Below are 26,765 nucleotides of genomic sequence, written 5' to 3'. Positions count from 1 at the left end.
ATGTCTGATTTAGATTCAATAGTTATACTTTACCCTAAGGCTATAACCCTAATTATTGTAATAGCAGCAGTACTGTTATGGATTATCTATTATTGCTTTAGAATTAAAGCAAAAGAAAAAATTATTGGCTCATATCATGCCTCTTATATTGCATATTCTCTATGTATCATTTCTTGGATAGGTTGTAATTTTTATTTTCATACTGACCTTCTTCCTTATCTAGGCCATGATTCTGGTATTTTTATGGCTAAATTGGCAAACCTAGCTTCTTTTTTTGCTTTTGCCTTCGCCTATTATTTATCTTGCCAATTAGCTGCAGATAAGAAAAAATCCAAAGTACCACTATGGCAAAAAACCACGTTCATTGTTTCTTCTATATATGCCATATATATTAATGCACAACCGGGGCTAACTGTTGAAAATATAGAGATTGATGGACCAAGCCAGTTTGTATTAGTTTTTGGTCCGCATACCTTCTACTTCTTTATAATCTTAGTTCTTTTTGTTCTTCTGACATTATTAAACCTCATGGTAATGCGAACCAATATTGGTAAAATAGCTCAGGCCAAAAATAACTATATGATTGCTGGTATTCTAATCTTTATGATATCTACCGTAATCATACACCTTGGAATTACCTATTTCTTTGGCGATTTTTCTCTAACATGGTTGCCTCCCGTATTATCCATTAGTGAAACTCTACTCTTCGGTTATGCCCTATTAACAACTCGCTTTTACAGCTTTAAATATCTTATATATACAATAACCAGTGCTCTTCTGGTTAGCGGTATTTTAGCCATTTTCCTCAGTTATGTATTCTCTCCATTCACTAATAAAAACGCTTTGTTACTCATCCCTGCCATTGCATTTATCGGTATGACTTGGCATGTGCTTTACAAACAAATCAGCCGCTATGTCTCTCTTATCATCTATGGCAACAAAAACACACTAGTACAACAAATTCTCGCATTAGAAGAGGATTTTAAGTTATCAATCGATGACGCGATGGAGCGTTTAAGTAACTTACTCAATATCCCTAATGACGAGCTACGACTGGTTACTAGAGATGATGCTGATTCTAGTTATAAAGGTTTCTTATCATCCAACGACTCTATATTGTTGTTTGATGAACTGTCTGAGGTCACTGATAATCCACGCAACTTAAAGAGCTCGGTAAAAGCTTTATACGATGAAATGAGTTCCAATAATATCGCTTTGGTCATGCCTCTATCTGATCAATGCCAGTCAATAACACACCTCTTAATTTCATCGCATAAAATCAATAAGCAGCTTTTCTCCAGTGAAGAGATTTCTGCACTGAAAATACTTTTAAGTCGTATACAAAGCTCTATTGAAGCCGATCAGAAAATTAATCAAAATCGGGTATTAGCCCACTCTATCGCTCACGAGATGCGTAACCCTCTCGCACAAGTGCAGTTGAAACTAGAAGCACTAAAGCAACGTATCTATAAAAATGGGCCTATAGAACAGACCCAGCTTGATATAGAGGATAGCCTACAAGCGATACTGCGGGGTCGCCAGCTGATTGACCTTATTCTTCGGGAAGTCAATAGCTCTGTCACAGAGCATGATTCAACGACATTTACGTCCATCCACACAGCGGTTAAACATGCCGTAGATCAGTATGGATTTGAAAATAGTGTGCTCATGGAGAGAGTTCGACTTCCAGAGAACACTGATTTTGTAATCAAAGTAAATGAAACGCTTTTCAATTTCGTCATCTTTAATCTGATCCGCAATGCCGTCTACTATTTTGAAGAATATCCAAATAGCCGTATTGAGATCAGTACCCATACAGAATTGTATGGAAATGTCCTTGTTTTCCGAGATACAGGACCAGGGATCGACGAGTCTGTTTCAAGTAAGATCTTCGATGATTTTTTCTCGTACCAAAAAAGCGGTGGAAGTGGCCTAGGTCTGGGCTATTGTCAGCGTGTAATGCGTTCATTTGGAGGCAAAATTGAGTGCCGTTCCAAGCTAGGCGAGTTTACGGAATTCCATCTATACTTCCCTATCGTACCAAATGCTCCAACCTTAGACGCATTCGATACACCTGACCTAGCAAACAATCCCAAGGGCCAACTCAGCCCCGAACAATCACATGAGACGAACATCGATATTAACAACGATGCACCAACCGTACTTATCGTCGACGATCAAAAAGTTCAGCGTTCCCTTGCACAAATGTACCTAAATCAGCTTGGAATCAACAGTATACAAGCCAGCAACGGCAAAAATGCAATCGAAGTATTCAAAACAACCCAAGTAGACCTTGTTTTAATGGACATTCAAATGCCAGTGATGAACGGATTTGATGCCAGTCAGAAAATCAAACAGCTTTCTCCTAAAACCCCTATCATCGCCTTGTCCGGTGAAACTGGAGACATAGAACTGGAGAAGATTCACAATCTAATGGATGGACGTTTAGATAAGCCTACTACACTACCCGCTCTGAGGCATGCTTTGGCAGACAGGTTCGAAGCCGTAACTTAATCTAATATGGCACATACGCTTCGCCAACTCATGAGAGTTTGGTATCAGCACTAAAAGCAATTGAAGAGTTTACGTGAAAGCAAGTAAAGACCAAGCGTTTACTTTTCAATTGATTTCAATCCCTTTCAGATTGCTGTTTTAGTCAGTAACCTTTTGTTAACCCCTTCGCACTTATTCTTCTCGCCATATTTAACACAACAGTAAATATGGGACGGAGATGAAATGAAACTGTTCGCTTCAATACTGACTACTGCCGTGATTACTGGCTCTGTTTGGGGGCTGGTTGTGCTTCAGCCTGCGATGGCTGACAGCACGCCGCAAGCGAAGATTAACAATGAATCCAGCAATGTTTCTCGTGACGTTAAACGAGGCGGTACGTCGCAGCAATACTTACGTGGAGTGACCAAAACAATCTCTCTTGAGTCCTTACCTTCGCTGTGGCGAGAGTTCGATCGCAAGCTGGTTGAGTCCGATAAACTCCCAGACAATTTGGACAGAATCATAGTCTTGTATCAAGAGCTCAACAGCGACTTTACTGAAGCTCAAGTCACCATAGGCTACCCAACTGAAAAGAGCCCATTGGCGAGCGACTTAGTCGCACTCCCTGCCATTGAACAGGCGGAGCTGCTGATGAATAGAGGTAAGCATTCAGAATCGGAACTCATTGATGCTTGGGGACGAATTAATTTTCAAAAGTCGGTCGATGCTTTAGTGGAGATCCACTACCTCAATTCACAAGGACAACCGGAATCCAGCCAGTTGTCTGTCTACTATAAATAAAGAGGCACAGGAGATACATTATGGAGTTTATGTCTCAAATTTTCTCGGAGGCGACCATTATCTTCACCGAAACTTGGGTGGACGATAACTTTGTTCTCATTGCCGTTGCGATCTTTTTGATTGAGCTGATTCGATACGCGTTCAAAAAGAAACTGAGCTGGAATATGTTGGGTGACAGTGCGACCAACTTTGTGACACTGTTTTTCCTCTTAGTGACGATATTCTTTGTCGGCTTAGCCTATGTTGCAGCGTTTGTCTTTGCTTATGAGAATCTTAGCCTGACCCATCTTCCTATCACCGGCTGGACCATTCTGGGTTGCTTGATACTGGCAGATTTAGCCTACTACTGGGAACACCGATTTTTGCACAGCAACGGCTTAGCATGGGGGACACATTCCGTGCACCATAGTTCTCCGTATTTTAATATTTCCGTGGCTTACCGCTTCGGGCCGCTAGACTGGTTTTTCCCATTCTTTTTCCATTTGCCGTTAATACTGCTTGGTTTTAATCCTTTTGTGGTCCTGATGTGCGAAACCTTTGTTCAGCTATTCCAGACGCTGCTGCATACCGAAACCGTGAAGAAGTTTCCGAGACCGATAGAAGCTATCTTCAATACCCCGTCACACCATAGAGTTCACCATGCGACGAACAAGCAATATCTGGATAAGAATTACGCGGGTATTCTGATCATCTGGGATCGTATGTTTGGTACCTTTGCTCGCGAAGACGAAGAGGTGAAATACGGAGTTTACCCACGGATTAATTCCGTCAATCCATTTAAAGTATACTTCCACGGCTATGCCAAACTGATTCAGCAATTGTGGCATGCACCGAGCTGGAGTTATCGCCTACAACTTCTGGTCAAGCCGCCCATCTGGGCATGGAAACAAGAACAACAAAGGAAATAGAGCATCATGAGTATTAACGCCCTGCTAATCGAAGACGACAGAGATCTGGCTGAAGCCATCAGTGACTATATGGAACTCGACAGCTTTGAGTTTGATTTTGCCTACAATGGCGCAGCGGGGCTTAATCTAGCGTTAACCAATCAATACGACATCATACTCACCGATATCAACATGCCCAAAATGGATGGTATTGACGTCTGTCAGTCACTCAGAGAGCAAGGCGTCAGTACACCTGTTCTGATGCTCACCGCAAGAGATACACTCGATGACAAAGTCACGGGGTTTGCTGCTGGGTCTGATGACTATTTGGTTAAACCTTTTGCCATGGAAGAGCTCAAAATTCGTCTGCAAGCGCTGATTCGTCGCTCACAAGGTACCGTCACCTCTCTTAAAGTTGGTGATCTGAGTATCGACTTGGATAAGCATCAAGCCACTCGTGCAGGTCAAACCTTAAAGCTTCCACCTGTGTGTTGGAAAATGTTGGTTTGTCTGATGCGTAATAGCCCCAATGTCGTCAGTAAAACCAAGCTAGAAGAGGAAGTCTGGGGAGATGAGCTTCCCAGTGCCGACAGCTTCAAAGTCCACCTGTTTAAACTTCGTCAGGCTATCGATGCCCCTTTTGAGAGTAAGCTGATTCATACCGTGCACGGCGTGGGAGTAACAATCAGAGAGGAGGAGGCATGACCCGGGTCAGTATAAAGCGCGATATCTACCTCTACCTTTTTGGTATCGTCATCAGCCTCACTGCCATTTATGGACTGATGATCAATCAGAGTTATCAAACGGGGCTGTATGAAGCCGCCAAGTATGGCTTTCTTTATGAACTTAAAGCAGCGGAAAGCGAGTACCTCAAATCTGGGCAACTTCCTCAATCTCAAAGCAGTACGCTTCAGGTCTACCTCGACTTCAGTCAGGTCCCGCAAAAGTTTATGACCGCCTTCGACTGGAGCAGCTTTGAGAATGACGCCATCTACGAACGTTACATTCCAGCAACTGAGGCGACGTCGGGCGAATATCTATATGCCGCCTACCACCATATCCCCAGTATCGATGCCACCTTGTATGTGGTGTCTCAATATGACGAGTCGATTTATCTAGAACTGTTTGAGCTCAACCCTCCCGAGTCGGTCAGCCAATTTAACTCTGCCTTTATCATGATTGGCGGCTTACTGTTGCTGGTGTTTCTGATCATTCGCTTATTGATCTATCGCCTGACCAAACCCATTCTCGTGCTTTCCCAGTGGTCGGAAACGCTGGATCTAAATCAGACAGAGAAGCTAAAACGCTTTCGCTATCGCGAGGTGGATCTTCTTGCCAATCAGTTGGTCGAAAGTGTCCGTAATGAAAGAGATGCGATCGAGCGTGAGGAATTCTTTCTCAGAGCCGCCAGTCACGAATTAAGAACACCCGTCTCGATTATGTCTGCCAGCGGCGAAATGCTTGGGCGCTTATCTGATTCGATGCCGCGAGGCGGGCAAAGAGCGGTTGCTCGTATCCAACGTTCGGTGGCGACGATGCAAACCCTCATCACCACGTTACTGTGGATGAGTCGAAATACCCAGACGGAACTCGAAGCCAGTAGCGTCAACTTCAATCACCTTGCCAGTGAGATCATCGAAAGTCATCGCTATCTGATTGAAAGCAAAGACATCAGTGTAGAGTTGGACGCCAGCTCAGACTCTTTACAAACGCAGGTTCCACTCGCGCTAATCCAAATTGTCCTGACCAATTTAGTACGCAACGCTTTTCAACACAGCACCGACGGCATTGTCCGTATTGAATTGTCTGAGGAGCGCATTACCATCACCAACCCCGTAGAGCTGTCGGATAGTCAACAGTCCACCGAAACGTCCTTTGGAATTGGCTTGGTTCTGATTGAAAAAGTGTGTCGAAATCAGGGCTGGCACTTCATTCATCAGCAGAAAGATGACACCTATTTAGCCGAAGTCGATTTACAGAAAGAGTATGAATCGTAGACGGTAACCAAAAATTAACCTGTCATCGACTATCCTTGTTCCCAAGTTAAACAGCAGGAGTCAAACATGGGAACCTGGATTTTAGAAACATTACTTTGGGCAATCGTGACCGTTGCGGTTTGTGTCGCTATCTGGGGATTCACCCTACCCAATATCCTGATTGCATTGGGGGTCTCTGTTGGTGTCTCATTGCTACTCGGTAATAGCTGGCGCAGTTAACGGGATGTGTAAGACATCGAACCAAACGATGTTTACTTAATCATCCGAACAATGAGAGACCCCGGAGAACGCAGTGCTTCCAGATTGCAACTGAGAACAGTGCCAGATTCCGGGGCATAGTAATTTGCGACATCAAACCCTAGGCTGTTGTATTGAATCGCGAGCAACTCACCCTTCTCAACCTTCTGCAACAAACACACCTGTGGCTCTACAAAGCCACCTTGCTTTGCTCGAACGCTGATGACTTGCTTCCCTTCTAGACACGAGTCATTTTCAACAACCTCACCTGGTAACACCTTATGATAGCGCAGCACATTCAGAACACCTTCTGCGGCGCGCTCAACCATTTCAGCATCATGGTATCGGCCAGAACCGACCTCCACAGTGATGCTTGGTACACCATGTTGGTTCCAAGTGGATTCCAAAACGCCTGACTCACCCGGATCGTTCAAAATGACATCTGGATTCATTAGCTTGGCCAGCGTCATTGCCTGTTCAATGCGGTAGTCAGCAAACACGTATAGCGGGTAGCTGGTGCCGGTGGTTTGAGTATGCAAGTCAATCGCAATTTCGGCATTGGGCTTAAGCACATGCTGCCAAAGGTTACCTAAATAGCGCGCCGCTTCATTGCCCGCCTTATCCCCAGGGAAAAAGCGATTGAGGTTGGCGGAAGAGACATCCGGATCAACGGTGTGAAAGTCACGACTATGGTGAAGAATGCCGCTTAGGTTGATGGTTGGGACGATAGTAACGCACCCTGCCAGCGATTGCCCTGCCAAGGCTTTTGCTACTTTCAGAGCGGTAACAATACCGTTTTGCTCATCCCCATGAACACCTGCGGTGATCATGACTTTTGGACCAGGCTTCGCACCTTTAAATACTCGGACAGGCATTTGCTGCCACAAGCCAAGTGCATCCGTTGCGACGGCAAATAAAAACGCATGCTCACCCGCTTGCAGTGAATCAACATCAAGCGAATGAATAATTGGAAAATGTTCCACCACAGGGGCAACGTCAGACATACCCAAACTTCCTTATAGAACAAAGGCGAGCATACACTCGCCTTGAAAAAACAGCTTACTTTAATCCCTGTTGCTAGTTGTGAATAGCACCAGATTAGAATTTTGTTAGGCAAATCCCGCCATGTGCGCAACAACCACGACCACACTGGAAAGCCCGAACAGAATCAACATAAAGCGACCACAGAACTTGACCCAAACGCCCCAATCAATGCGACACACACCCAGCGTAGCCATGAGAGACGCAGAAGTCGGAACGATGATGTTGGTAAAGCCGTCACCCAGCTGGAAAGCCAATACCGCAACTTGACGTGTCACACCTGCGATGTCAGCCAGAGGAGCCAATAACGGCATAGTGAGTGCCGCTTGGCCAGAACCAGAGGTCACAAAAAAGTTAAAGATGGATTGGAACACATACATCAGCCAAGCCGCCATCACATCTGGCAAACCGCTGATCAAGCTTCCTGCGCTATTTAAAATCGAGTTTAGGACACTGGCTTCATCAGTTGAACCTCCGCCAAGGATCAGCAATACACCTTTGGCACAGCCAACCAGTAACGCAGGTGCCAGCATGATACTTGCACCATCTTTAAACGCCGCTGACGCATCGTTTAACGTCATCCCATTAAGGCGGAAAATCGTGCCGAGAATCGCCACAATGAAACCCATAGTGAAAAACTGAGAGGCAATTTCAGGGATATACCATGCGTGAGCAACAACACCCCAAACCACCCAGGCTGTTGTGCCAGCCACGGTTAGCAGTACTAAGGTATCACCAAACGTCCATTTTACCGCTGGTTGATCCGACGCATCCTGCTTTCTGAAGTAAGCATCTGTGTTGTAGGTGATTGATTTGCTTGGGTTCGCTTTAATTCGCGATGCATAAGCCATGGTAAAACCAATAGCTAGCAGGGTGAAGCCTGCCCACATGACCATTCGCATCGTCATTCCAGACAGCACCGGAACTCCGGCAATACCTTGTGCAATTGCAACGGAAAATGGATTCATCCAAGACGTCGCGAAACCAATTTGGGTCGCGACATAAGTCACCATTACGGTAGTGATGCTGTCATAACCCAATCTCACCATTAATGGCGCGATGATAATGGCAAAAGCGACCGCTTCTTCGCCCATACCAAAAACGGCTCCGCCCAAAGAAAACAGCAGAAACAGCACTGGAATGAATAAGATCTCGCTGCCTTTTGTTTTGTCGATCAGGTAGAGGATACCGTTGTCAATCGTACCAGTGCGGATGACCACACCAAACGAGCCACCGATGAGCAGCATGAACATGATAACGCCAATAGCGCTGCCCCATTTAGAACCTGAAACCAGCCCTTCAAAGGGGAAGTTCATCAGGCCAATACCGCCACCCGATGCGAAGAAACCAACGCTGTTGTACACCAGCTCCCCTTGCTCATCCCTTTCATAAGAGAAAGATTCAGGGTCGATGACTGAACGTGTTTTTTCTACTCCGTCCGCGATGTAGGCCACTTCTTGGCTCTCAAATGAGCCAGCGGGTACAAAGTAGGTGAGAATGGCAGCGAAGATACCGATAATAAAGATGAGAACTAAAGTGTCCGGCATCTGCCAGGTTTGGGCTTTTTCTACCCCAGATTGTTGTGTTTGAGCGTGTGATATCTTATGAATATTTATAGTTTAAAAACGCATAAAACATCACACAATTAGTTAGTATGTTCAACTATTAAAGAGCTCATAATCGCCCTTTGAAACAATTTAATACGAAAAAACAGCAATTCTTAATAATATAATTTCTTCACTGTTAAATATTGTCGATCAGGCAAAAACCACACAAATGGTAAGACCCTCATTGATAACTAATCAATCAACCGAACAACCAATGACCCCGGAGCTCGAACCGACTCAACATTGTGGCTGATCACAGTCGCTTTGATTGGTGAGTAATACGTCTGGATCTCATCACCAAAGCTGTTGTACTGAGTGGCCAGCTTCTGCCCTGCTTCAACCAAATCCATCAGTTCAACATGGCAAATAACGAAACCGCCTTGCTCAGCCCGAACACTGGTGATTCGCTCGCCTTCCACACAAGGGTGGTCTAGTTCGACAACATCGCCTTCTATAAGCTGATAATCCTTGAGAACATTCTGTACTCCTGTGGTCGCACGCTGAATCATCTCCAAGTCAGTGTATCGACCTATCCCCACTTCAATGGTGATGGATGGAATATCAGCGCGGTTATAAACCGTTTCTAAAATACCCGGGTCTCCGGGATCATTGAGAATCACATCGGGATTGATGAGCCTTGCCATTCGAATCGAATCATCCAATCGATAGTCAGCAAAAGCGTATAAAGGATAAGCTGAGCCACTGGTCTGAGAATGGAGATCGATGGCCAGATCCGCATTGGGTTTCAGCAAGTTCTCCCAAAGACTATTGGCATAGCGGCTAGCATCATCGCCATTTGGATTACCTGGGAAGACGCGGTTAAGGTTAGCCGATGAGCTATCGGGGGCAGCAGAATGAAAGTCTCGGCTATGCCTTGCGATTCCAGAAAGGTTAACAGTAGGCACTATGGTAATGCAGCCTGAGATAGACTGGCCTTCCAGCTCGCGCGCCAGTTTTTGTGCCGTTAGAATTCCGTTTTGCTCATCACCATGAACACCCGCGGTAATCATGATACGTTTACCCGGTTTATCACCTTTAAACACACGTACAGGCAATGTCTGTGGATGACCAATGGCATCTGTGGCAACCGCAAACCAGAACTTATGCTCTCCCGGCTCCAATGCATTAACGTCCAAGGCTTGTATCGTTGGATACATAGGCACAATGCACTCATTTAGTGGCTTCGTCATCAGTTTCTTCCCTTAAACAGCAGCGACCATTTTTTGCAGCAGGCGGATGATTTCATCACGCTCTTCAGACTCAAGCGAGCTAAGCAGCTTTTGATTGATCGCCATAGGGATAGGAACCAAGGTTTCCTTTAACGCCCTTCCTTCATCGGTCAGATAAATACGAAAAGCACGGCGGCTGTTGGGATCAGGCTGTCGTTCAACCAGACCTAAATTTTCCAGCTTATCAAGCGTGCGTGTCGTGGTTGAATTTTCCACTTTAGATTTCTGAGCGATATCGCGTTGGGTCACGCCTTCTTCTTCCCACAAGCACATAAGCGTTGGCCAGAGGGCAATTGTTAACCCATGCTTCTTTAGTTCCGTATCAAAGGTTTTTGCAGCATCATTCGCCACCACATTGATCAACCAGCCAAAGCTGCTTTGTCTATCAAACGTCTCACTCATCGACGAGTTCTCTCAACCAGTAAATTTACAAAGAAAAGGCAATAATTGTCATGGTAACTGATGTAGCTATAACTAGCACTAGTAAAGCTCGAAGTTGAGAAACAAACAAAAGCGTCGGATACTGAGATGCGCCTTTTTGAACACCAGTGACCATCGCCCAAGTTAACGGCTTAGCACGCAGTTTATAAACAATAATTGCCCCAACATGCAGCGCGATCAAGACCGGAAGAACATTTGCCAAGGTTAAATGCACAACTTCCAGTAAATTGAATAAGCCATCCGTTAGCCAAACCTCCGCCAGAGGTAAATTGTCCAACATCCCAGCTAACGCCAAACCAGAAACGCACTGGAAAAGCAATGCCGTGATCATAGCCACAACCATCCACCCACCTGCTGGATTATGGCCAGGCTGTGCGCTTGCCTTGCCCATCATATAGCGGACAACAGCTTTAGGTGAGCGCAGAAACTGTCTGAAACGACTGGTTTCGCTGCCTACATAACCCCAAATTAATCGCCAGAGAATCAGTGTAAACAAGGCCAATCCGAGTTGTACATGCGGCCCGTTAACGGAAAACCCAGTCGCCATTAACGCAATGAACAAAGCGGCTTGTAACCAATGATAAAGGCGTGTCGCCAGATCCCAAACTTTCATTTCCCACCTCGACGGTATTGTTGATGAACTAATCTTTGCATAAATTTACACAGCAATAGTTGCAATTGCAACTATTGCTGTGTAAATTTTATTTCATCAACGAAAAAGATCCTTTTCGGATCGATTAATAAGGAGACAGTCACATGAAAAAGATACTCATCGGCTTAGCAGTGGTGCTGCCTTTAGCTGCAATTGCGCAAGACTTTAGTCAGCAGATAAAAGAACGCCAGAATACCTTTGAAGACATTGAATCGATCAGCAAGCTGACCAGTAAAACCTTGGATGGCCGTGATACCGATTGGAGCAAACTGGAAAGTCAAAGCCAAAAGCTAGCAAACCACAGTCACGCACTGCTGACTCTTTTTCCGCAAGGAAGCGATATGAACAGCAAAGCAAAGCCTGAAATCTGGAGTAAACCAGATAAATTCAATCAATTGCTTACACAAATGGATCAAGGCTTTCAAGACCTCTATCAAGCGAGCCAGAACAAAGACATTAAGATGGCCGAATCAGGTCTGGAAAGCGCTCAAGATACCTGCCGCGGCTGCCATCGTAGCTACCGTTCTCGCTGGTAACTCCATTTAATAACAACAGACAACAATACAAATACAGCCATTTTCAAACTATTGAGGAAACAACATGAACTTTATTCGCTCATCAGCTCTACTCATTTCTCTTTTCATTTCAAATACCGTATTCGCAGCAGACTATGGCGTCGAGCTCTCATGGAACACAGACGATGCTGAGCAAGTATTAAAAACGCTACCAGAACAAAAAGCCGCATTTGGCGAGTTAATAGAGCAAGGAGCTGTCAAAGATATGTTTGTTATCCGAAGTAAAGTGGATGGCAAACCGATTCAGTTATTGAGGTTCGTACTTGAGGCAGACAGCGAAGCCGATGTCCAACGTAAGCTAAAAGACTTGCCTATGTACAAAAAGGAGCTGGTCAAGATCAGTAACATCCGTATGTTGGGTTCTAAGTGGCTAGATAACACGCCTGTCTACAACAACTACGGTGTTGTCATCACTTGGAAAGAAGGTATCGAAGCGCTTGAGATGGACAGAGTATTAGGCATCGACCTGCAGCGTGTCATCAGCCTCAATCAAGCTGGGTTTATTACCTCCTCTTATCTTGATACGCAGAAACTATCTAATGGTGTCGTACGCCCCATTTACTCGGTCTCTTTCCTTGCAAAAGACGCACAACATGCGCGTGAACTCAGTAACCAGTTTGAAGCGGTAACTTTAGGTTATGCCACTATCGAAATTCAGCACTTAGGCCACAAAATTAGCTTAAGTCGATAATAAAAAGGCGGACTGTATAGTCCGCTTTTGTTTAAGACTCTTTGGTCGACGTCACCACAACACTGAACAGAATTAACGCCCCACCAACAACCTGCATTGTAGTGAACGATTCCTGCAACCAAGCCATAGCAAATAGGGCGCCGAATAACGGCTCACTCCCCATCAACAAGGATACGCGCGTTGGAGATGTACGGCGCACGGCATAATTCTGAACATAAAAGGCAAACAAGGTACAGAACAAGACGAGATAGATGACCGTCAGCCAAAACTCCCATGAAGCAGGAACAACAAACTCAGATGCAGGTAAGTAAGTGACGGCGCATACAATTGCCACCAATGCCACAACTAAGGATTGGAGTGATGTTAAGGTTGATGTGGTGATCGTCTTACCTTCCGTAAACCGCTTGGTCATAGTGACCATCAATGCACGGAGCAGAGCCGCCGTTAAAATAAAGTAATCACCACTGTTTAGGGAAAACTCAACACGCTCTTTGCTCGTCAGCAATAAAACACCAGCCACGCTGCAAGCCGTTAGCCCCCATAAGGTATTACTGACCTTCTTTTTATTGATCAACAGCTCAGCGAAAGCGGTCAGAATGACAGACAAACTGATCAAGAACGCCGCGTTGGACGCTGAGGTTTGGGAAACTCCAAACACTTCACAGAAAAAAATCGCCGATAGAATAAAACCAGTAGGAATCGCTATCTTCCAGTCTTTATTCAATCCTCGGCGAAAATCTCGAATCACCACAGGTAGCATACATAGAAAGGTGAACGAGAATCGTATCGAGATAAACACCAGAACACTTGTGTATGCCAAGGCACTTTTCGTCAGGCCGTAACTCGTTCCCCAAAAAATCGCAACCAGTAACAACAATGATTCTGTTACGGGGAACCTTACGTTCCCTTTTTTTAGCGAATTTGCAGCTGTTGTCATTTCATTCCTCCATCCTTGTGAATGCTATTGCGGTTACGTCCGTGTACGCACACTTACCTAGACAAATGGACCCGTTGTCGTTGGTCATAAAACACTAAATCGCGGGGTTTCTTTAAATGAGTCCTGTTAAATACTGAGGAGATACATCACCAACGCTTCCTACTTGTTCGAGCGTCACGTCTTGGAGGCGTTTGGGATGCCGTCAATTGACTTGCTTAGTATCCATAAGTAACTTGAACGAAACAATACCACCAAAATGCAAAGGATAATTGCGCAGTGGACACAAATAAGTTAATCCCTCTCTTATCTGAGATGGCAATTTTCGTCAGTGTTGTCGAGTCTGGAAGCTTTTCAAAAACCGCCCAGAAGTTAGGTGTCTCACCGTCTTCCGTTAGTCGTTCTATTACTAGGCTGGAAAGTGCATTGCAGGAAAGGCTACTGGAAAGAACTACCCGAAAAATGCGCCTGAGCACCACAGGGCAAGAAGTTTATAGCCTGTGTAATGACATGATGAACTCAGCCAAAATGGCGATATCCGCCGCTCAGGTTGACAAAACGAACGTATCCGGCTCGTTACGAGTCGCAGCACCAAAAGCCCTCTCACGACAAGTTTTGATGCCGATGATTTTGGATTTCATCGGCCGTTACCCCAATATCTCATTACAGCTTAAAGCCGCTGACCACTATATCGATCCAATAGGCGATGAAGTCGACGTAATCATCCACATTACCGACACCCCCACCGAAGGCTTGATCGCCAAGCAATTGGGCCAGTGCCGTTTAGTAATGTGCGCCAGCCCTTCCTACTTTGAAGAGCATAACGTGCCCACGCACCCAGAAGATATCTCTGAGCATAACTGCCTGTGTTTGGGAGAGAATCCAAAAGATCGAATATGGGACTTCATCAATAACAATCAAAAGTTATCGATCAATGTGAGTGGTTCGTTCGCGGTAAACCACAGTGAGATTCGCCGAGAAGCGGTACTACGCGGGGTAGGAATTTCTGTTTTTCCTGAGTTCGTGATTCAGCCTTACATCGATTCAGGAGAAGTGGTTGAAGTGCTGCAAGACTGGCAAATCGGGGGAAACTATCAAGGTAAAATCATTGCTCAATATGCTCAATCTAAATACATACCCAGCCAGATTAAGACGTTTATCGAGTACTTACAAAGTCGCTTCAATGAACAACAGCAAATAAAAAAGGGCAGCTAAACTCCTTAGCTACCCTCATACTCATCATCAAAACACTACGCGTTGTCGATATCTGCCACCATGGCTTTGGCTAACGCCTCTGCTGCTTTAATACCATCAATGCCCGCAGATAGGATGCCACCTGCGTAACCCGCGCCTTCACCCGCAGGGAAGAAGCCTTTCAAGTTGATGCTCTGGAAGTCTTTGCCACGCTTAATGCATACTGGCGAAGAGGTACGCGTCTCAACACCTGTCAGTAAACCATCTTCTGATGCAAAACCTTTGATCTTCTTATCAAAAGCAGGAATAGCCTCACGAATCGCTTCAATTGCAAAATCCGGTAACGCTTTAGAAATATCCGTCAGATGGATACCTGGCGTAAATGATGGTTGAACGTCACCGATTTCACTTGGATCGCGACCTTTCAGGAAGTCACCAATTTTTTGCGCTGGTGCATCATAGTTCTCACCACCTAGAACATAAGCACCTGACTCAAGCTCACGCTGGAAACGGATACCAGCAAGAGGGTCGCCAGGGTAATCTCGCTCAGGATCAATACCTACAACGATGGCACTGTTCGCGTTACGCTCTGAGCGCGAATACTGGCTCATACCATTAGTCACTACGCGACCTTCTTCTGACGTTGCCGCAACCACTGTGCCGCCCGGACACATACAGAAGCTGTAAACGGTGCGACCATTCTTACAATGGTGAACCAACTTATAGTCCGCAGCACCCAAAATTGGGTTACCTGCATTAGGGCCAAAACGCGCTTCATCAATCATCGATTGCTTGTGCTCAACACGGAAGCCGACAGAAAACGGCTTAGCTTCCATGTAAACACCGCGATCGTGCAGCATTTCAAAGGTGTCACGCGCACTGTGTCCGACCGCTAGTACAACATAGCGAGATTGAATCTCTTCACCATTTGATAGTGTTAGACCTGTAATTTGCTCTCCGTCCATGTGGATATCATCGACGCGAGTGCTAAAGCGAATCTCACCACCCAGCTCGATGATTTTCGCACGCATTTTCTCAATCATGGTCACCAGTTTAAAGGTACCAATATGCGGCTTACTAACGTATAGGATTTCTTCTGGAGCGCCCGCTTCCACGAACTCAGTGATCACCTTTCGCCCGTAGAAGTTTGGATCTTTTACCTGACTGTAGAGTTTGCCGTCGGAGAATGTACCCGCGCCACCTTCACCAAACTGTACATTGGATTCTGTGTTCAGAGTACGTTTACGCCAAAAACCAAACGTGTCTTTGGTACGCTCACGAACTTCTTTACCTCGCTCAACCACAATCGGCTTAAAGCCACTTTGCGCGAGAATCAACGCGGCAAACAAGCCACAAGGGCCGAAGCCGATAACCACCGGACGTTCAGTGATATTCTCTGGTGCCTTAGCGACAAACTTGTACTCCATATCCGGAGTCTGTTTAACATGCGGGTCATCCGCAAATTTCGCTAACAGTTGCTCATCGTTTTCAACCACAACGTCAAGTGTGTAAATCAACAGAATATTTGTCTTTTTACGAGCATCGTAACCACGTCGGAATACATTGAAAGAGATCACTTGGTCTTCAGAAATACCGAGCTTTTTGGTAATGGCAGCAATCAGTGCCTCTTCCTCGTGGTCGAGGGGGAGTTTAATTTCAGTTAAACGTATCATGTTGATGTCTCGTAATATCAGGTGTCTTAGCCAGAGTCGCTCAGCGACCAGCTCACAATGGCGCGCATTTTACGAGAATTTGAATTGTCTGTCATACTAAATCAAGCGAGAACAAAACATTCACAGTAGAGGATGTTGAATTTTGCCTTGGGATGAGTATTATCCCCATTCCTCAATTTTTGACTAACTTAAGAGCGGATCATCATGGCGTTCGTCGTAACCGATAACTGCATTCAATGTAAATATACTGACTGTGTCGCAGTATGCCCCGCAGATGCCTTCCACGAAGGGCCAAACTTCATGGTGATCAATCCTATTGAGTGCATCGACTGCGGCTTATGTGTTGATGAGTGTGACGCGAATGCTATTTTTCAGGAAGACGAAGTGCCTGAGGACCAAACGCTTTACGTTGAGTTAAATGCCGAACTCGCCGAACTATGGCCCGTGCAAACCGAAGTTAAGCCAGCAATGGATGAAGCAGAGAAGTGGAATGGTGTGCCAGACAAGTTAGGTATGTTAGAGAAATAAAGCTCTCTACCTTCAGATATAAAAAAGCGCAGTAAATCACTGCGCTTTTTTGCATTCAGGACTTTTTATTCACCATGCTGGCGACGCAAGTTATCCAAAATGATCCCCGTCGCCATCGCCACGTTGAGTGACTCTGCACCACCAAAAGCGGGAATGGTTATCTTGTCGGTGACAAACTGAGCGGCTTGCTCACGAATACCATGAGATTCACTGCCCATCAGAAGAATACCCTGTGCGTTAAACACGGTTTTGTGGATGCTTTCACCTTCCAAAAAGGCGCCATATACTGGAATGCTTGCCTGCTCCAAGTAACTTGGTAGATCCAGTTGACTGACTGTGACACGGCCAAAACTTCCCATAGTGGCACTGATGGTTTTCGGGTTGTACGGGTCGGCGCAATCTTTACTCGCGACAATATGTTTGATGCCATACCAGTCAGCAACGCGAATGATGGTACCGAGATTACCGGGATCTGACACACCATCTAAAGCAATCATCAAACCTTGAGCTTGAGGTACCGTAACCGCAGGAATTTCTACCACCGCAATTGCCGCGTTATTGCTGACCAGCGTACTTGCTTTAGTAAGATCATCTAACGACGCTTCGATACATTCGAGGTCACCTAATTGGCCTTGGTTTGCGGTCAAAAAATCACGTGTAGCAAAAATCTGTTTTACTTGAAGCTCACTGTTCACCAATTCAAGTACGTTCTTCTCACCTTGGACCAAAAACAGACCGTGCGCTTTGCGCTGTTTCTTTTGGCCTAAAGCACGTAGTAATTTGAGTTGGTTTTTCGAAATCATAATGTATCCAAGGTGAAAACGGGATGTCCCAGATAAAAGCGCGGCAATTATAGAGTAAAGCACCCCAGAGCTAAAGGGTCTCATCCCCCTAATCCGGCACCATAAAAAAGCGAAGGCTAAACCTTCGCTTTTCTCTCTAACTCCAGCGCAGAATTCGCACTTCATTGCCTTCTTCAGGCTTAGCCGGGATGTTAAGCGACAAAATGAACGATACGGCCGCCATTGTCGCGCCAATGTAGAATACGGCTGACGGTGACACTAACCAGATAAGACCAAAGGATACCGGGATAAATACCGCTGCAATATGATTGATGGTGAATGACACACCCGCTGTCGAAGCCATGTCAGCAGGATCGGCAATTTTTTGCAGATAAGTTTTGATAGCCAGAGCTAAAGCGAAAAATAGATGATCAATAACGTACAAGGCTGCCGCCCATTCCGCACTTTGCACCAAGCCGTAGCCGATAAAGACAAATATCAAACCTGTGTATTCAAACAACAGTGCTTTACGTTCACCCACTTTACCGATGAACTTGCCAATTCTTTTCGCGAACAGGAAGTTAAACAGGTAGTTGATCAGAAATAGCATGGTGATATCTGCCGCCGAGTAGCCAAATTTCTCCACCATCAGGAAGCCTGCGAAAACAGTAAAGATTTGTCGACGTGCACCACTCATAAACGTCAACGCGTAGTACAACCAATAACGCTTACGCAGCACCAGTTTCTTATTCTGTTGGACTTGGGTTTGAAACTGAGGGAAGGCAAACGCCATCCAAACCACCAGTAGAAAACCAATGCCACCAAAAGTCAGATACACCCACTTGAAGTCCATTTGAAACACTTCCAGACAGACCCATAGCGCACCATAAGTGATTAGCGATGCCAAAGCGCCCACAGAAATAAACTTACCCAGCATCTCTGGCGCTTCGTCTTTTGAAAGCCATTGCAAAGACAGCGACTGTTTTAGGGTTTCAAAATAGTGAAAACCAGTAGACATCAACAAAGTCGTCAATAGCAATCCAAACAGTGAAGGGAAAAAGCCCGTAATGGCGGTACCCAAAGTGAGTGCCCCAAGCGCGAGTAGCATGAACTTCTGCTCCCGAATGAACATCAAAACAAACACAGCGGTGAACGCTAAGAAACCCGGGATCTCTCGGACACTTTGAAGAAGGCCAATATCAGCTCCATCAAAATTCGCCTTTTCAATCACGAAGTTGTTGAGCAGCGCCATCCAGCTAGAGAAAGCAATGGGCACCACGATAGAAATGATGATCAAAAAATTCTGGGGAGTTTTCCAGCCAGCCGACGTGTTCATTTTTTATTCCTTTTATGAGCTCTGAAACACCTTAAGTCTTCGTCAACAAATAAACAAACTTATTTACAATTTATACGTCTTCACCACAGCTCAGGCTTCAAACGCGTCAGAAAGAAATTTAGGCCTATTAAAATAAACAAAAACAATGCTTTATCTTTGATAGTTTGCTCGTTATGGTTGAGTCATGTTTAACCAGTCGAGAAGGTAATAATATGGAAATAATAATTCGCCCTACTCTAGTGAGCGATGCCGCCGCAATGTGTGAGCTTTTTTCACAACCTAAAGCGCAACGTGAAACACTCCAACTCCCTAAGCCATCTGTGGCAATGTGGACGCGACGACTGGAAAACATGCCTACTGGGGTCTATAGCTTTGTCGCTGAACTGGATGGAAAAGTGGTAGGGAACATCGGTTTTGAACATTCTCAGCGACCTCGTACCGCTCACTGCGGCACCTTCGGGCTGGCTGTTCACGATGACTATCATGGCATGGGCATCGCCAGTCAGCTGATCGAAACCGTCCTTGATTTAGCGGATAACTGGCTGCAAATAAAGCGCGTTCATCTCGAGGTCAATACGGATAACGAAGCGGCCATCGCGTGCTATAAGAAATTTGGCTTTGAAATCGAAGGTGAAGCGAAGAACGCAGTATTCAGAGAGGGCAAATACCAAAGTACCTATTATATGGCAAGGATGAAGCCAGAGTCACAAGGGTAATACCGAGCTATCGAAAAGGCTTACTTCATGGGTAAGCCTTTAACAACTCAAGCGCCTTGCCAGCCAACGTTTCGGTGTAATCATTGATTTTCCAATGGCCGGGGCTCCAACCTTTAACAAATCGATGAAAATCTGCCCAAGCAATCGCAAATAGCGGCCGCCAGCTTTGCTCGACATCGTTGGCATCAATGTCAGGCCCTAATGTGTTGAGTGCCAGTTTAAGGTGGAGAAAATAGGTATCCAGAATCCAGCTTTCCATTTCATCACACTGTTCCGGCTTAACCGCACTACTCATAAATAGAGCGACATCTTTCATCGCACACCCTCTCCCAACATACTGGAAATCGACCGCCGCGGCTTCACTGCCGTCAGAAGTAAAACAGAAATTAGCCAGTTTGGCATCACCATGAACAAGTGTCTGGTATGGCGCTTGACGAAGCACTTGATCAATTCGAACCGCAGCTTGTTTCAAAGGAATATCATCTAGCGCTTCCAGTTCATCAGGCCTTGTATCTAGGTGCCAATAGGTACCGACGTCCCACAAGCCACCTCCCTGTTCTCTCATATGTGACGCATGAAACCAAGCAAGCCACTTTAGCGAGGCTTCCATCTGTACCGGCTCTGCGTGCTGATGCGTTTCGGTGTAACCCAGTTGATGTAAGTCTTCCATCACCAGAAGGAGTTCTGTCTCTTGCTGTTCAACGACTATAGGCTTAGGTTGTGGACATTTACAATGGGCCGCCTGAGCAAAGCTCTGATACCAATGCAGCTCGACCTGATAGGATTTCAGTTTACGTTGATGGGAGAGATCGCTATTCCAACCTCTCGGGTGGTGGGAAGGTTTAGGCAACTGCACATGCTTGATGACAATACTGGTTGTATCGACGTGAAGCCTGACCAATTCACCATAGCCACCCCACAGCGACTGTAAAACTTCAGCACTTTTAAGTTCTGCGTAACCTAAACGTTGGATCAAAGCTTGGTAGTCGTAAGATGAACTCATGGTTATTCCGCAAGCAAGTGGGACCATTCTGGATGACGGGACAGATAATGTACGACATAGCTACAGACAGGTTTGATTGTGACTCCGAGACGCTCAAATTCTGGCAATATCGTTTCCATCATCACTTTCCCATAGCCTTTACCTTGCAAAGCTTCAGGTACTTTCGTTGACGTGATGACATAGACATCGTCATGTACCTCAAATTTCATAACGGCGTCATATTCTGCCTCTAAATGAACCCGAATAAGTGAGTTAGCTCTATCAAATGTTAACTTATGTGACATATTGACCTCTAAAATTGATACATAGATCGAAAATATTTGCTATTTTGATATTTGAACGAACAATAAAGCGCACATAGAATTTTAACCCTCTGGGAAAACGTATGATCTTCCTAGAAAGCGAAACAAACCTACTGCTAAAACAATAACATGGTAGGTGCAACGGAGGCTAGATGAATACCCAGGCGGTTGCCAACACAGACAAATCTTCACCTGCGTCTTCTAGAGATAAAAGCGTTTCAACGCTAAATAGTACTGATGCCTTAGCAATGCTTGAGCATGGTGGAGAGCTCACAATGGGCATTACAACACCAGTCGGAACGACTTTCCGCTGCAAATCCACTTTTATCGGTACTCATTCAAAAAATTTCGTTTTGGCGGAACTGCCAAAAATATCCGACGACGATTTAGACTTTTTCTTCCAACCCGGCTTTTGGACCGCAGTGCGCGCAATTTCTCACCGAGGAGAGGGTGCGATCGTACACTTTAGAAGTCAGCTTGAGCACGTAATGACTGAACCAGTGCCTATGGTTGCTCTGACTATTCCCAATGCGATGCAAGTCACCCAGCTACGTAAAGAGCCGAGGTATGACGTGAATCTTGCGGCACGCGTGGTCGCATCGACACATAAGTTGGACTGTCAGATTCGAGACCTGTCAAAAAGTGGTTGCCGCTTTGTCACAGCACCATTAAGTCGGCCGTTTCAGATTGGTGATGATATTGCCTTGGAAGTGCATTCCGGTATGGGGAAATCGAATAAGTTTGAACCTTTGTTTGGCAAGATATGTAACTTGCAAAGCTCACTACATTACGCACGTTACGGTGTCCAATTCGATGAAAACGGAACCATCAATGCCAAGCACTTATTGGCAAACTTGAAATTTGATGGTTCTAAACTGACACTGCGTTAGATCTAACTCAAAACACAGCAATAAAAAAGGCTTGGTGATTAACCAAGCCTTTTTAATGTCTGATAAACGTTAGGTACGATATTGCTTAAGGATATCAGCCAGTGAAATGGATGCCTGAGTCAGGTTGGCGACACCTTGTGAAGACTGCTCAGCCACGCTACGGATGGTATTAGACTGAGTACGAATATCACTCAGCTCAGAAGCAATGTCATTTGCCACCGCACTCTGCTCTTCCGCGGAGGTAGAAATCTGAATGCTCATATCCATGATACCGCGCGCCGATTCGGAAATAGATTGAACATCACTGCCAATGTCTTCAATTAAGTCGCTACTGGTGCGAGCCTGCTCTACAGTCTGTTCAGTAATAGAAGCGATGTTCTGACTTTCAGCCTGCAGTTTTTCAATCATTGACTGAATCTCAACAGTTGCAGATTGAGTGCGGCTAGCTAGAGTTCGAACCTCATCCGCTACGACTGCAAAACCTCGGCCTTGCTCACCCGCACGCGCTGCTTCAATCGCCGCATTGAGTGCCAGTAGATTCGTTTGCTCTGAAATCGCATTGATCGTTGTGATCACTTCATTAATTTGAGTCGTATTGTCATTCAGCGTTGCAACAGAGCTGGAAGCTTGCTCGATATAGCTCGACAGTTTATCTATCTCGTTGATCGCAGACTGAACACGCTTGTGGCTGCCATCAATGTGTTGCGAATCTTGTTCCGTTTGCCCCATGGCTTGCTGTGAAATGTTGGACACTTCTTTCGCAGAAGCAGTCATCTCTTCCATCGCTGTCGCAACAGAATCTAAAGACGCATACTGGTTGCTGATCTGAGATTCACTCAACTTCATCTCTTCTTCAAACGAAGCAGAGGTTTCACTTAATGTGTTGGCATTCTCTTTCACGTTGTTCACTAAGTCCGTCAGCGTATCCATTGCTTTATCAAGTGCACAACCAATGGTACCGAACTCATCTCGCCCTGGATGGAAACCCAAACGCGACGTTAGATCGCCTTCGCCAATCTTTTGAGTCGTGGTGTAAAGCACCCATAACGCTCCACCAATAAATGTCGCAACCCAGTAACAAAATACCGCAAAAGGAATCACCCAAACAAAGCTAAAGAAGAAACTGGATAGGGCTTGGGAGCGAGCTTGCTGCTCTTGTACCTGATTGTTTAAAGTCAGTTGGTAGACATTGCCATCCTTACCGGTTTGAGACACGGTCACAATGCCGTTGTTGTAAGCAGGCTTACTGACGCTCGAAACCTTGCCAACATTGGCTTGGCCGACTATTGACGCTTCTGTGCCCGTACTCAACATCCCATCGAGTTGATGGCTCGCGGTCGAAATCGCCGTTTTCTCAATTTGTTCAATCTTAGAGTAATAATTTCCACCAGCGATGCTGCCAACCGCAACAAGAAAAATGGCAAAAATCACCCACATTTTGTCATTGATAGACATCTTAATAAAAAGCTTATCTATCGTTCTGAATTCTACTTCTTTCATGTTAATCCTGCCTCTTCTAACCAAGCACTCCCTATACGGAATGTTGGTTATATAAAACTATCGGCCTATAAGAGTAATTTATGAGACGTGAATCAAGTAACAATGAAATGTAATACTATTGAAATGTCATTTATGGGATCTAATCCTTACTTATACGACCTATCGTTCTGCAACAACTCGTTACATTCGCAACATTTAAGCAACTGATTGATTAGCTATGATTGAGAAATTTCTTCAGACGATTTAGATTATTTGTACACCATCAACAAGGAAAAGTGATGAAGATAAAAGTCGACGAATTAGACCACCCTGATGTCATCCATTTGCTCCAAGAACACTTGGAAGATATGAACGCAACTTCTCCACCGGAGAGTGTTCATGCACTGGATACATCCGCATTGAAAGCCCCTGAGGTCACGTTTTGGACCGGTTGGAAAGAAGAGCAACTTTTGGGTTGTGCTGCGATTAAAGAACTGTCTGAATCACATGCAGAGTTGAAATCAATGCGGACCACTTCTAGCGCTCGAAATCAGGGTGTAGCCTCAGCTCTGCTTCAGTATGCGATTGAACAGGCGAAACTGAGAGGTTATCAGCGAATTAGTCTGGAGACAGGCTCGATGTCCTTCTTTAAGCCTGCCAGAGAGCTGTATCAGAAATTTGGCTTTGAATACTGCGCACCTTTCGCGGACTACCAACCTGACCCAAATAGTAACTTTATGACTCTCGATCTAAACGAGCGTTAACTCGAGACCTGCTCAGCGACACGTGATTTCTTCAACAGCTGGGCAGGAGAGAAGCCCGTTACAAGCATAGTACCAGACAGCACAAGTAAGGTTCCGGCAAAAGTATTGAGGCCTATAGGCTCGTCGAGGATCAACGCCCCCCACATAATGCCAAACACCGGGATCAAAAATGTTACCGACAGTGCAGATGCTGCCCCTTCATCGGCCACTAATCGGAAATAGAGCAGATAAGCCACACCTGTACAGACCACACCCAGCGCAACCACAGAGAGCATTTCGTGGGTGCTTGGCTCACCTTGCATCGGAACGAATGGAAGCAAAGGTAATATCCAAAGAACGGCTGCCCACATGTTTCCGTGCGCATTTTCAAATGAAGCTACTTTAGGAGCGGTTTTGGTATAGTTGGTCGCAATTCCATAGCAGCAAGCCGCCATAACACCAGCAGCAATCGGTAGCGCGGCACTAATACCTATGTTCACCGCATCCCAGCCAACTAGTACTACAACACCACTCACACCAAGCAGCATGCCCACTATCGCTTTGCCAGTCAGAAGAGATTTATGCCAGAACACACCAATCAGCGCTCCCCAAATCGCTGCCGTTGAGTTCAAAACGGACAGGGTCGACGCATTGAGTGTTTGCGCTGCATAGGCAAACAACAAGAAGGGTAACGCCGTATTAAACAAACCGATGATCATGAAATGTTTAAAGTGATTTCTGAAAGCTAATTTCTTACGCAGATAAAGAGAGACGAGAAACAAACTGATCGCTGCAAAACCAACTCTGAACTCAATCAAATAAGCTGGACCGAACGTATTGGCGGCAATCTTCATAAACAGAAAAGAACCTCCCCAGATTGCAGCGAGGCAGATTAGACGCAGGAAACTAGCGGTAGACATGATTGATCCCTCTTATTGTTTGCGCCTAATGTGAATCAATTGTTAAGCAGAATCAATCATAAAGTGCATTACATTTCCGAAAATGGCCACTTTCTCAATTAACGCATTTCATACGCTTCTTTCGGGATTATCACCATGAATTAAAAGCCTATTTTTGAAGTTGGCTTAGGAAGGTTAAATAGATTCATCTCATTCTAAATCGCAATGCGACTACCCACACACACCACATGTCGGGTGCACGAGAAACAGCAATTGCGCAGCCTTTATAAAAACAAAGCCCCTTAGCAAGTAAGGGGCTCGTATTACGCTTTGTCGATATTAGATTGAGAAAAGTCGAGTTTCTCTTTAGTTTCGGGTTGGGCGGCGATTTCAGTTTGGTTGTCGCTGCCGTCATTCAGTGAAGTCGGCGGCTCTTGAGAGAGATCCAATTCGAGCTCCTCAGTAGCCTGACTACCTAATGCCTCTTTCTCTTCAAGAGGGATATTGCGCTTATATAACTTGTTAAGCGCTTTAATCACAGCGTGCTTGCTGACTTTCTTATCTTTAATTTTCTTGAGGATAGGCTTAGATAAAGATTGCAAACCCACAACCGTATCAACACCGAGGCTTAATGCTACCTGATCACGCAATACTCTTGCAGGCTCATGACCTAACTGCCCAGCCAAAAACAGCCAGATATACGCAATCGCATTGCCATTCGGCCGATGATTCATCCAGGCTTCACCGGCATTATACATCGCATCGGTGTAACCTTTTTCCGCTGCGCGTTCTAGCCAGTAGCACCCTCTGGCATGGTTAGAAGCAACGCCAATGCCGTGAATGTAGTTCAGCCCGAGCTTCATGCGCCCTTCATTATTCCGAAGCGCGGCGGCTTTCTGATAATACTCAGTGGATAGACTTGGCTTAGGTTCAGGGTTATGCGGTGAGGCGTACCAGTCGCCCAGAAATATTAGGGCGTCGACATAATTCTGCTCCGCAGCTTGTTTCAAAATTTGAATCGCTTTACCGATATTCTGATCCGTCCCTCGACCATGGAATAAAGCCGTCGCCATTTCAAATTTGTGAGGAATGCTACCTTCCATAGCCGGAATGCATGTCTGCCAGAATTTAGCTTCTTCTCTCAGCACTAAGTCCTGATTCATCTTGTTGCTAATGCGCACGACACCGTACATACCTGTGACGTTGTCCAACCGCGCCGCTTTATTGTACCAGTACAGTGCTTCTTTCAGTCTTGAACGCTCAGCTTCCTTCGCCAAAAACAGTATGGTCGGAATATGGCCACTCTCAGCCTTATGAATCCGATCTTCATGTTCTTGCTTACGGTTTTTTTCCATTGCCTTCCGGTAAGCGATCTCACGCTCTTTCCGCTCTTGCTCCAGTCGTTTCTTACGCAGCTGAAGTGCAAGCATCCACATGAACATGCAAAGCAGTAACAAACCGGTCGCCCCAATGGCGATCCCTATAACATTCATCTATATCTTTTCTTCACCTTCGACTGGCGTTTTGTCGTATGAAATTCTTGTCGGCCAGCCACAACAAAAGTTGAGGATTTATACCATCTTTCTTTTATTGTACCTCACTCCATTGATTGGTTGATGAATAAAATACAAAACA

At 45.4% G+C, this 26,765-nt stretch carries 27 protein-coding genes; 13 read left to right on the top strand and 14 right to left on the bottom strand.

Going from position 1 to position 26,765, the window contains the following annotated elements; translation table 11 throughout:
• The 6 genes from F0265_RS02825 to F0265_RS02800 all read left to right on the top strand — a co-directional run bounded on the left by F0265_RS02825 (position 1) and on the right by F0265_RS02800 (position 6,397).
• Entirely contained in the window at positions 1-2,514 is a 2,514-nt protein-coding gene (locus F0265_RS02825) for a hybrid sensor histidine kinase/response regulator (RefSeq protein WP_171747668.1), read from the top strand.
• Between the two features lie 222 nt (positions 2,515-2,736).
• Positions 2,737-3,294 (top strand): hypothetical protein, encoded by a 558-nt coding sequence (locus F0265_RS02820; protein ID WP_171747667.1) that lies wholly within the window; start codon positions 2,737-2,739, stop codon positions 3,292-3,294.
• 20 nt (positions 3,295-3,314) lie between these two features.
• Complete coding sequence (locus tag F0265_RS02815) at positions 3,315-4,202, top strand: sterol desaturase family protein (protein ID WP_095559808.1); 888 nt, start codon at positions 3,315-3,317, stop codon at positions 4,200-4,202.
• A gap of 6 nt (positions 4,203-4,208) precedes the next feature.
• Positions 4,209-4,886 (top strand): response regulator transcription factor, encoded by a 678-nt coding sequence (locus F0265_RS02810; protein ID WP_171747666.1) that lies wholly within the window; start codon positions 4,209-4,211, stop codon positions 4,884-4,886.
• On the top strand, positions 4,883-6,178 hold the full coding sequence (locus F0265_RS02805) for a HAMP domain-containing sensor histidine kinase (protein WP_171747665.1): 1,296 nt from the start codon (positions 4,883-4,885) through the stop codon (positions 6,176-6,178). The genes F0265_RS02810 and F0265_RS02805 overlap by 4 nt, the downstream gene beginning before the upstream one ends.
• A gap of 66 nt (positions 6,179-6,244) precedes the next feature.
• Positions 6,245-6,397 carry a hypothetical protein gene (locus F0265_RS02800; RefSeq protein ID WP_006961538.1) on the top strand — a complete coding sequence of 51 codons (153 nt, stop codon included), beginning with the start codon at positions 6,245-6,247 and terminating at the stop codon, positions 6,395-6,397.
• Between the two features lie 32 nt (positions 6,398-6,429).
• Here the strand turns inward: F0265_RS02800 and F0265_RS02795 are convergent, their stop codons facing one another.
• From F0265_RS02795 to F0265_RS02775, 5 genes are all read right to left on the bottom strand, one after another.
• Complete coding sequence (locus F0265_RS02795; protein ID WP_171747664.1) at positions 6,430-7,419, bottom strand: succinylglutamate desuccinylase/aspartoacylase family protein; 990 nt, start codon at positions 7,417-7,419, stop codon at positions 6,430-6,432.
• A 105-nt stretch (positions 7,420-7,524) separates the two neighbouring features.
• Positions 7,525-9,003 carry a putative basic amino acid antiporter YfcC gene (gene yfcC / locus F0265_RS02790; RefSeq protein WP_216607760.1) on the bottom strand — a complete coding sequence of 493 codons (1,479 nt, stop codon included), beginning with the start codon at positions 9,001-9,003 and terminating at the stop codon, positions 7,525-7,527.
• A gap of 251 nt (positions 9,004-9,254) precedes the next feature.
• Positions 9,255-10,253, bottom strand: a complete 999-nt coding sequence (locus F0265_RS02785; RefSeq protein WP_065742601.1) for a succinylglutamate desuccinylase/aspartoacylase family protein — start codon at positions 10,251-10,253, stop codon at positions 9,255-9,257.
• Between the two features lie 12 nt (positions 10,254-10,265).
• Positions 10,266-10,694, bottom strand: a complete 429-nt coding sequence (locus F0265_RS02780) for a MarR family transcriptional regulator (RefSeq protein ID WP_171747663.1) — start codon at positions 10,692-10,694, stop codon at positions 10,266-10,268.
• A 25-nt stretch (positions 10,695-10,719) separates the two neighbouring features.
• Positions 10,720-11,346, bottom strand: coding sequence for a cytochrome b/b6 domain-containing protein (locus F0265_RS02775; protein ID WP_171747662.1), 627 nt, complete (start codon positions 11,344-11,346; stop codon positions 10,720-10,722).
• 143 nt (positions 11,347-11,489) lie between these two features.
• On the opposite strand from F0265_RS02775, the gene F0265_RS02770 reads away from it, so the two are divergent.
• Both F0265_RS02770 and F0265_RS02765 read left to right on the top strand, forming a co-directional pair.
• Positions 11,490-11,921, top strand: a complete 432-nt coding sequence (locus tag F0265_RS02770; RefSeq protein ID WP_171747661.1) for a cytochrome c — start codon at positions 11,490-11,492, stop codon at positions 11,919-11,921.
• 64 nt (positions 11,922-11,985) lie between these two features.
• On the top strand, positions 11,986-12,651 hold the full coding sequence (locus F0265_RS02765) for a hypothetical protein (RefSeq protein ID WP_171747660.1): 666 nt from the start codon (positions 11,986-11,988) through the stop codon (positions 12,649-12,651).
• A 31-nt stretch (positions 12,652-12,682) separates the two neighbouring features.
• Here the strand turns inward: F0265_RS02765 and F0265_RS02760 are convergent, their stop codons facing one another.
• Positions 12,683-13,588: a DMT family transporter gene (locus F0265_RS02760; RefSeq protein ID WP_171747659.1), complete on the bottom strand. Its 906-nt coding sequence runs from the start codon at positions 13,586-13,588 to the stop codon at positions 12,683-12,685.
• Between the two features lie 276 nt (positions 13,589-13,864).
• On the opposite strand from F0265_RS02760, the gene F0265_RS02755 reads away from it, so the two are divergent.
• Entirely contained in the window at positions 13,865-14,800 is a 936-nt protein-coding gene (locus tag F0265_RS02755; RefSeq protein WP_171747658.1) for a LysR substrate-binding domain-containing protein, read from the top strand.
• A 35-nt stretch (positions 14,801-14,835) separates the two neighbouring features.
• On the opposite strand, the gene F0265_RS02750 is transcribed toward F0265_RS02755, so the two are convergent.
• Positions 14,836-16,452: an NAD(P)/FAD-dependent oxidoreductase gene (locus F0265_RS02750; protein WP_171747657.1), complete on the bottom strand. Its 1,617-nt coding sequence runs from the start codon at positions 16,450-16,452 to the stop codon at positions 14,836-14,838.
• Between the two features lie 204 nt (positions 16,453-16,656).
• On the opposite strand from F0265_RS02750, the gene fdxA reads away from it, so the two are divergent.
• Positions 16,657-16,980 carry a ferredoxin FdxA gene (fdxA, locus tag F0265_RS02745; RefSeq protein WP_045974905.1) on the top strand — a complete coding sequence of 108 codons (324 nt, stop codon included), beginning with the start codon at positions 16,657-16,659 and terminating at the stop codon, positions 16,978-16,980.
• A gap of 65 nt (positions 16,981-17,045) precedes the next feature.
• Here the strand turns inward: fdxA and F0265_RS02740 are convergent, their stop codons facing one another.
• Both F0265_RS02740 and F0265_RS02735 read right to left on the bottom strand, forming a co-directional pair.
• Positions 17,046-17,783 (bottom strand): RNA methyltransferase, encoded by a 738-nt coding sequence (locus F0265_RS02740; RefSeq protein ID WP_171747656.1) that lies wholly within the window; start codon positions 17,781-17,783, stop codon positions 17,046-17,048.
• Positions 17,784-17,919: 136 nt separating this feature from the next.
• On the bottom strand, positions 17,920-19,098 hold the full coding sequence (locus tag F0265_RS02735) for an MFS transporter (RefSeq protein WP_171747655.1): 1,179 nt from the start codon (positions 19,096-19,098) through the stop codon (positions 17,920-17,922).
• Positions 19,099-19,310: 212 nt separating this feature from the next.
• On the opposite strand from F0265_RS02735, the gene F0265_RS02730 reads away from it, so the two are divergent.
• Positions 19,311-19,814 (top strand): GNAT family N-acetyltransferase, encoded by a 504-nt coding sequence (locus tag F0265_RS02730; RefSeq protein WP_171747654.1) that lies wholly within the window; start codon positions 19,311-19,313, stop codon positions 19,812-19,814.
• A 25-nt stretch (positions 19,815-19,839) separates the two neighbouring features.
• Here F0265_RS02730 and F0265_RS02725 read toward each other — a convergent pair whose 3' ends face one another.
• Positions 19,840-20,817 (bottom strand): phosphotransferase, encoded by a 978-nt coding sequence (locus F0265_RS02725; RefSeq protein ID WP_171747653.1) that lies wholly within the window; start codon positions 20,815-20,817, stop codon positions 19,840-19,842.
• Positions 20,818-20,819: 2 nt separating this feature from the next.
• Positions 20,820-21,101, bottom strand: coding sequence for a GNAT family N-acetyltransferase (locus F0265_RS02720; RefSeq protein ID WP_095571053.1), 282 nt, complete (start codon positions 21,099-21,101; stop codon positions 20,820-20,822).
• 170 nt (positions 21,102-21,271) lie between these two features.
• Between F0265_RS02720 and F0265_RS02715 the strand changes: the two genes are divergently transcribed.
• Positions 21,272-22,009 (top strand): flagellar brake protein, encoded by a 738-nt coding sequence (locus tag F0265_RS02715; RefSeq protein ID WP_171747652.1) that lies wholly within the window; start codon positions 21,272-21,274, stop codon positions 22,007-22,009.
• 69 nt (positions 22,010-22,078) lie between these two features.
• Here the strand turns inward: F0265_RS02715 and F0265_RS02710 are convergent, their stop codons facing one another.
• Positions 22,079-23,509: a methyl-accepting chemotaxis protein gene (locus tag F0265_RS02710; protein ID WP_171747651.1), complete on the bottom strand. Its 1,431-nt coding sequence runs from the start codon at positions 23,507-23,509 to the stop codon at positions 22,079-22,081.
• 278 nt (positions 23,510-23,787) lie between these two features.
• On the opposite strand from F0265_RS02710, the gene F0265_RS02705 reads away from it, so the two are divergent.
• Positions 23,788-24,252, top strand: a complete 465-nt coding sequence (locus F0265_RS02705) for a GNAT family N-acetyltransferase (protein ID WP_171747650.1) — start codon at positions 23,788-23,790, stop codon at positions 24,250-24,252.
• On the opposite strand, the gene F0265_RS02700 is transcribed toward F0265_RS02705, so the two are convergent.
• On the bottom strand, positions 24,249-25,151 hold the full coding sequence (locus tag F0265_RS02700) for a DMT family transporter (protein ID WP_171747649.1): 903 nt from the start codon (positions 25,149-25,151) through the stop codon (positions 24,249-24,251). The two genes, F0265_RS02705 and F0265_RS02700, sit on opposite strands and share 4 nt — an antisense overlap.
• A 302-nt stretch (positions 25,152-25,453) precedes the next feature.
• Positions 25,454-26,623, bottom strand: a complete 1,170-nt coding sequence (locus F0265_RS02695; protein WP_171747648.1) for a tetratricopeptide repeat protein — start codon at positions 26,621-26,623, stop codon at positions 25,454-25,456.
• Positions 26,624-26,765: the final 142 nt, after the last annotated feature.

Origin of the sequence: Vibrio sp. RE88 (genome assembly GCF_013113835.1) — a bacterium.
Classification (GTDB): Bacteria; Pseudomonadota; Gammaproteobacteria; order Enterobacterales; family Vibrionaceae; genus Vibrio.
This window is presented reverse-complemented; position numbering and strand designations above follow the sequence as displayed.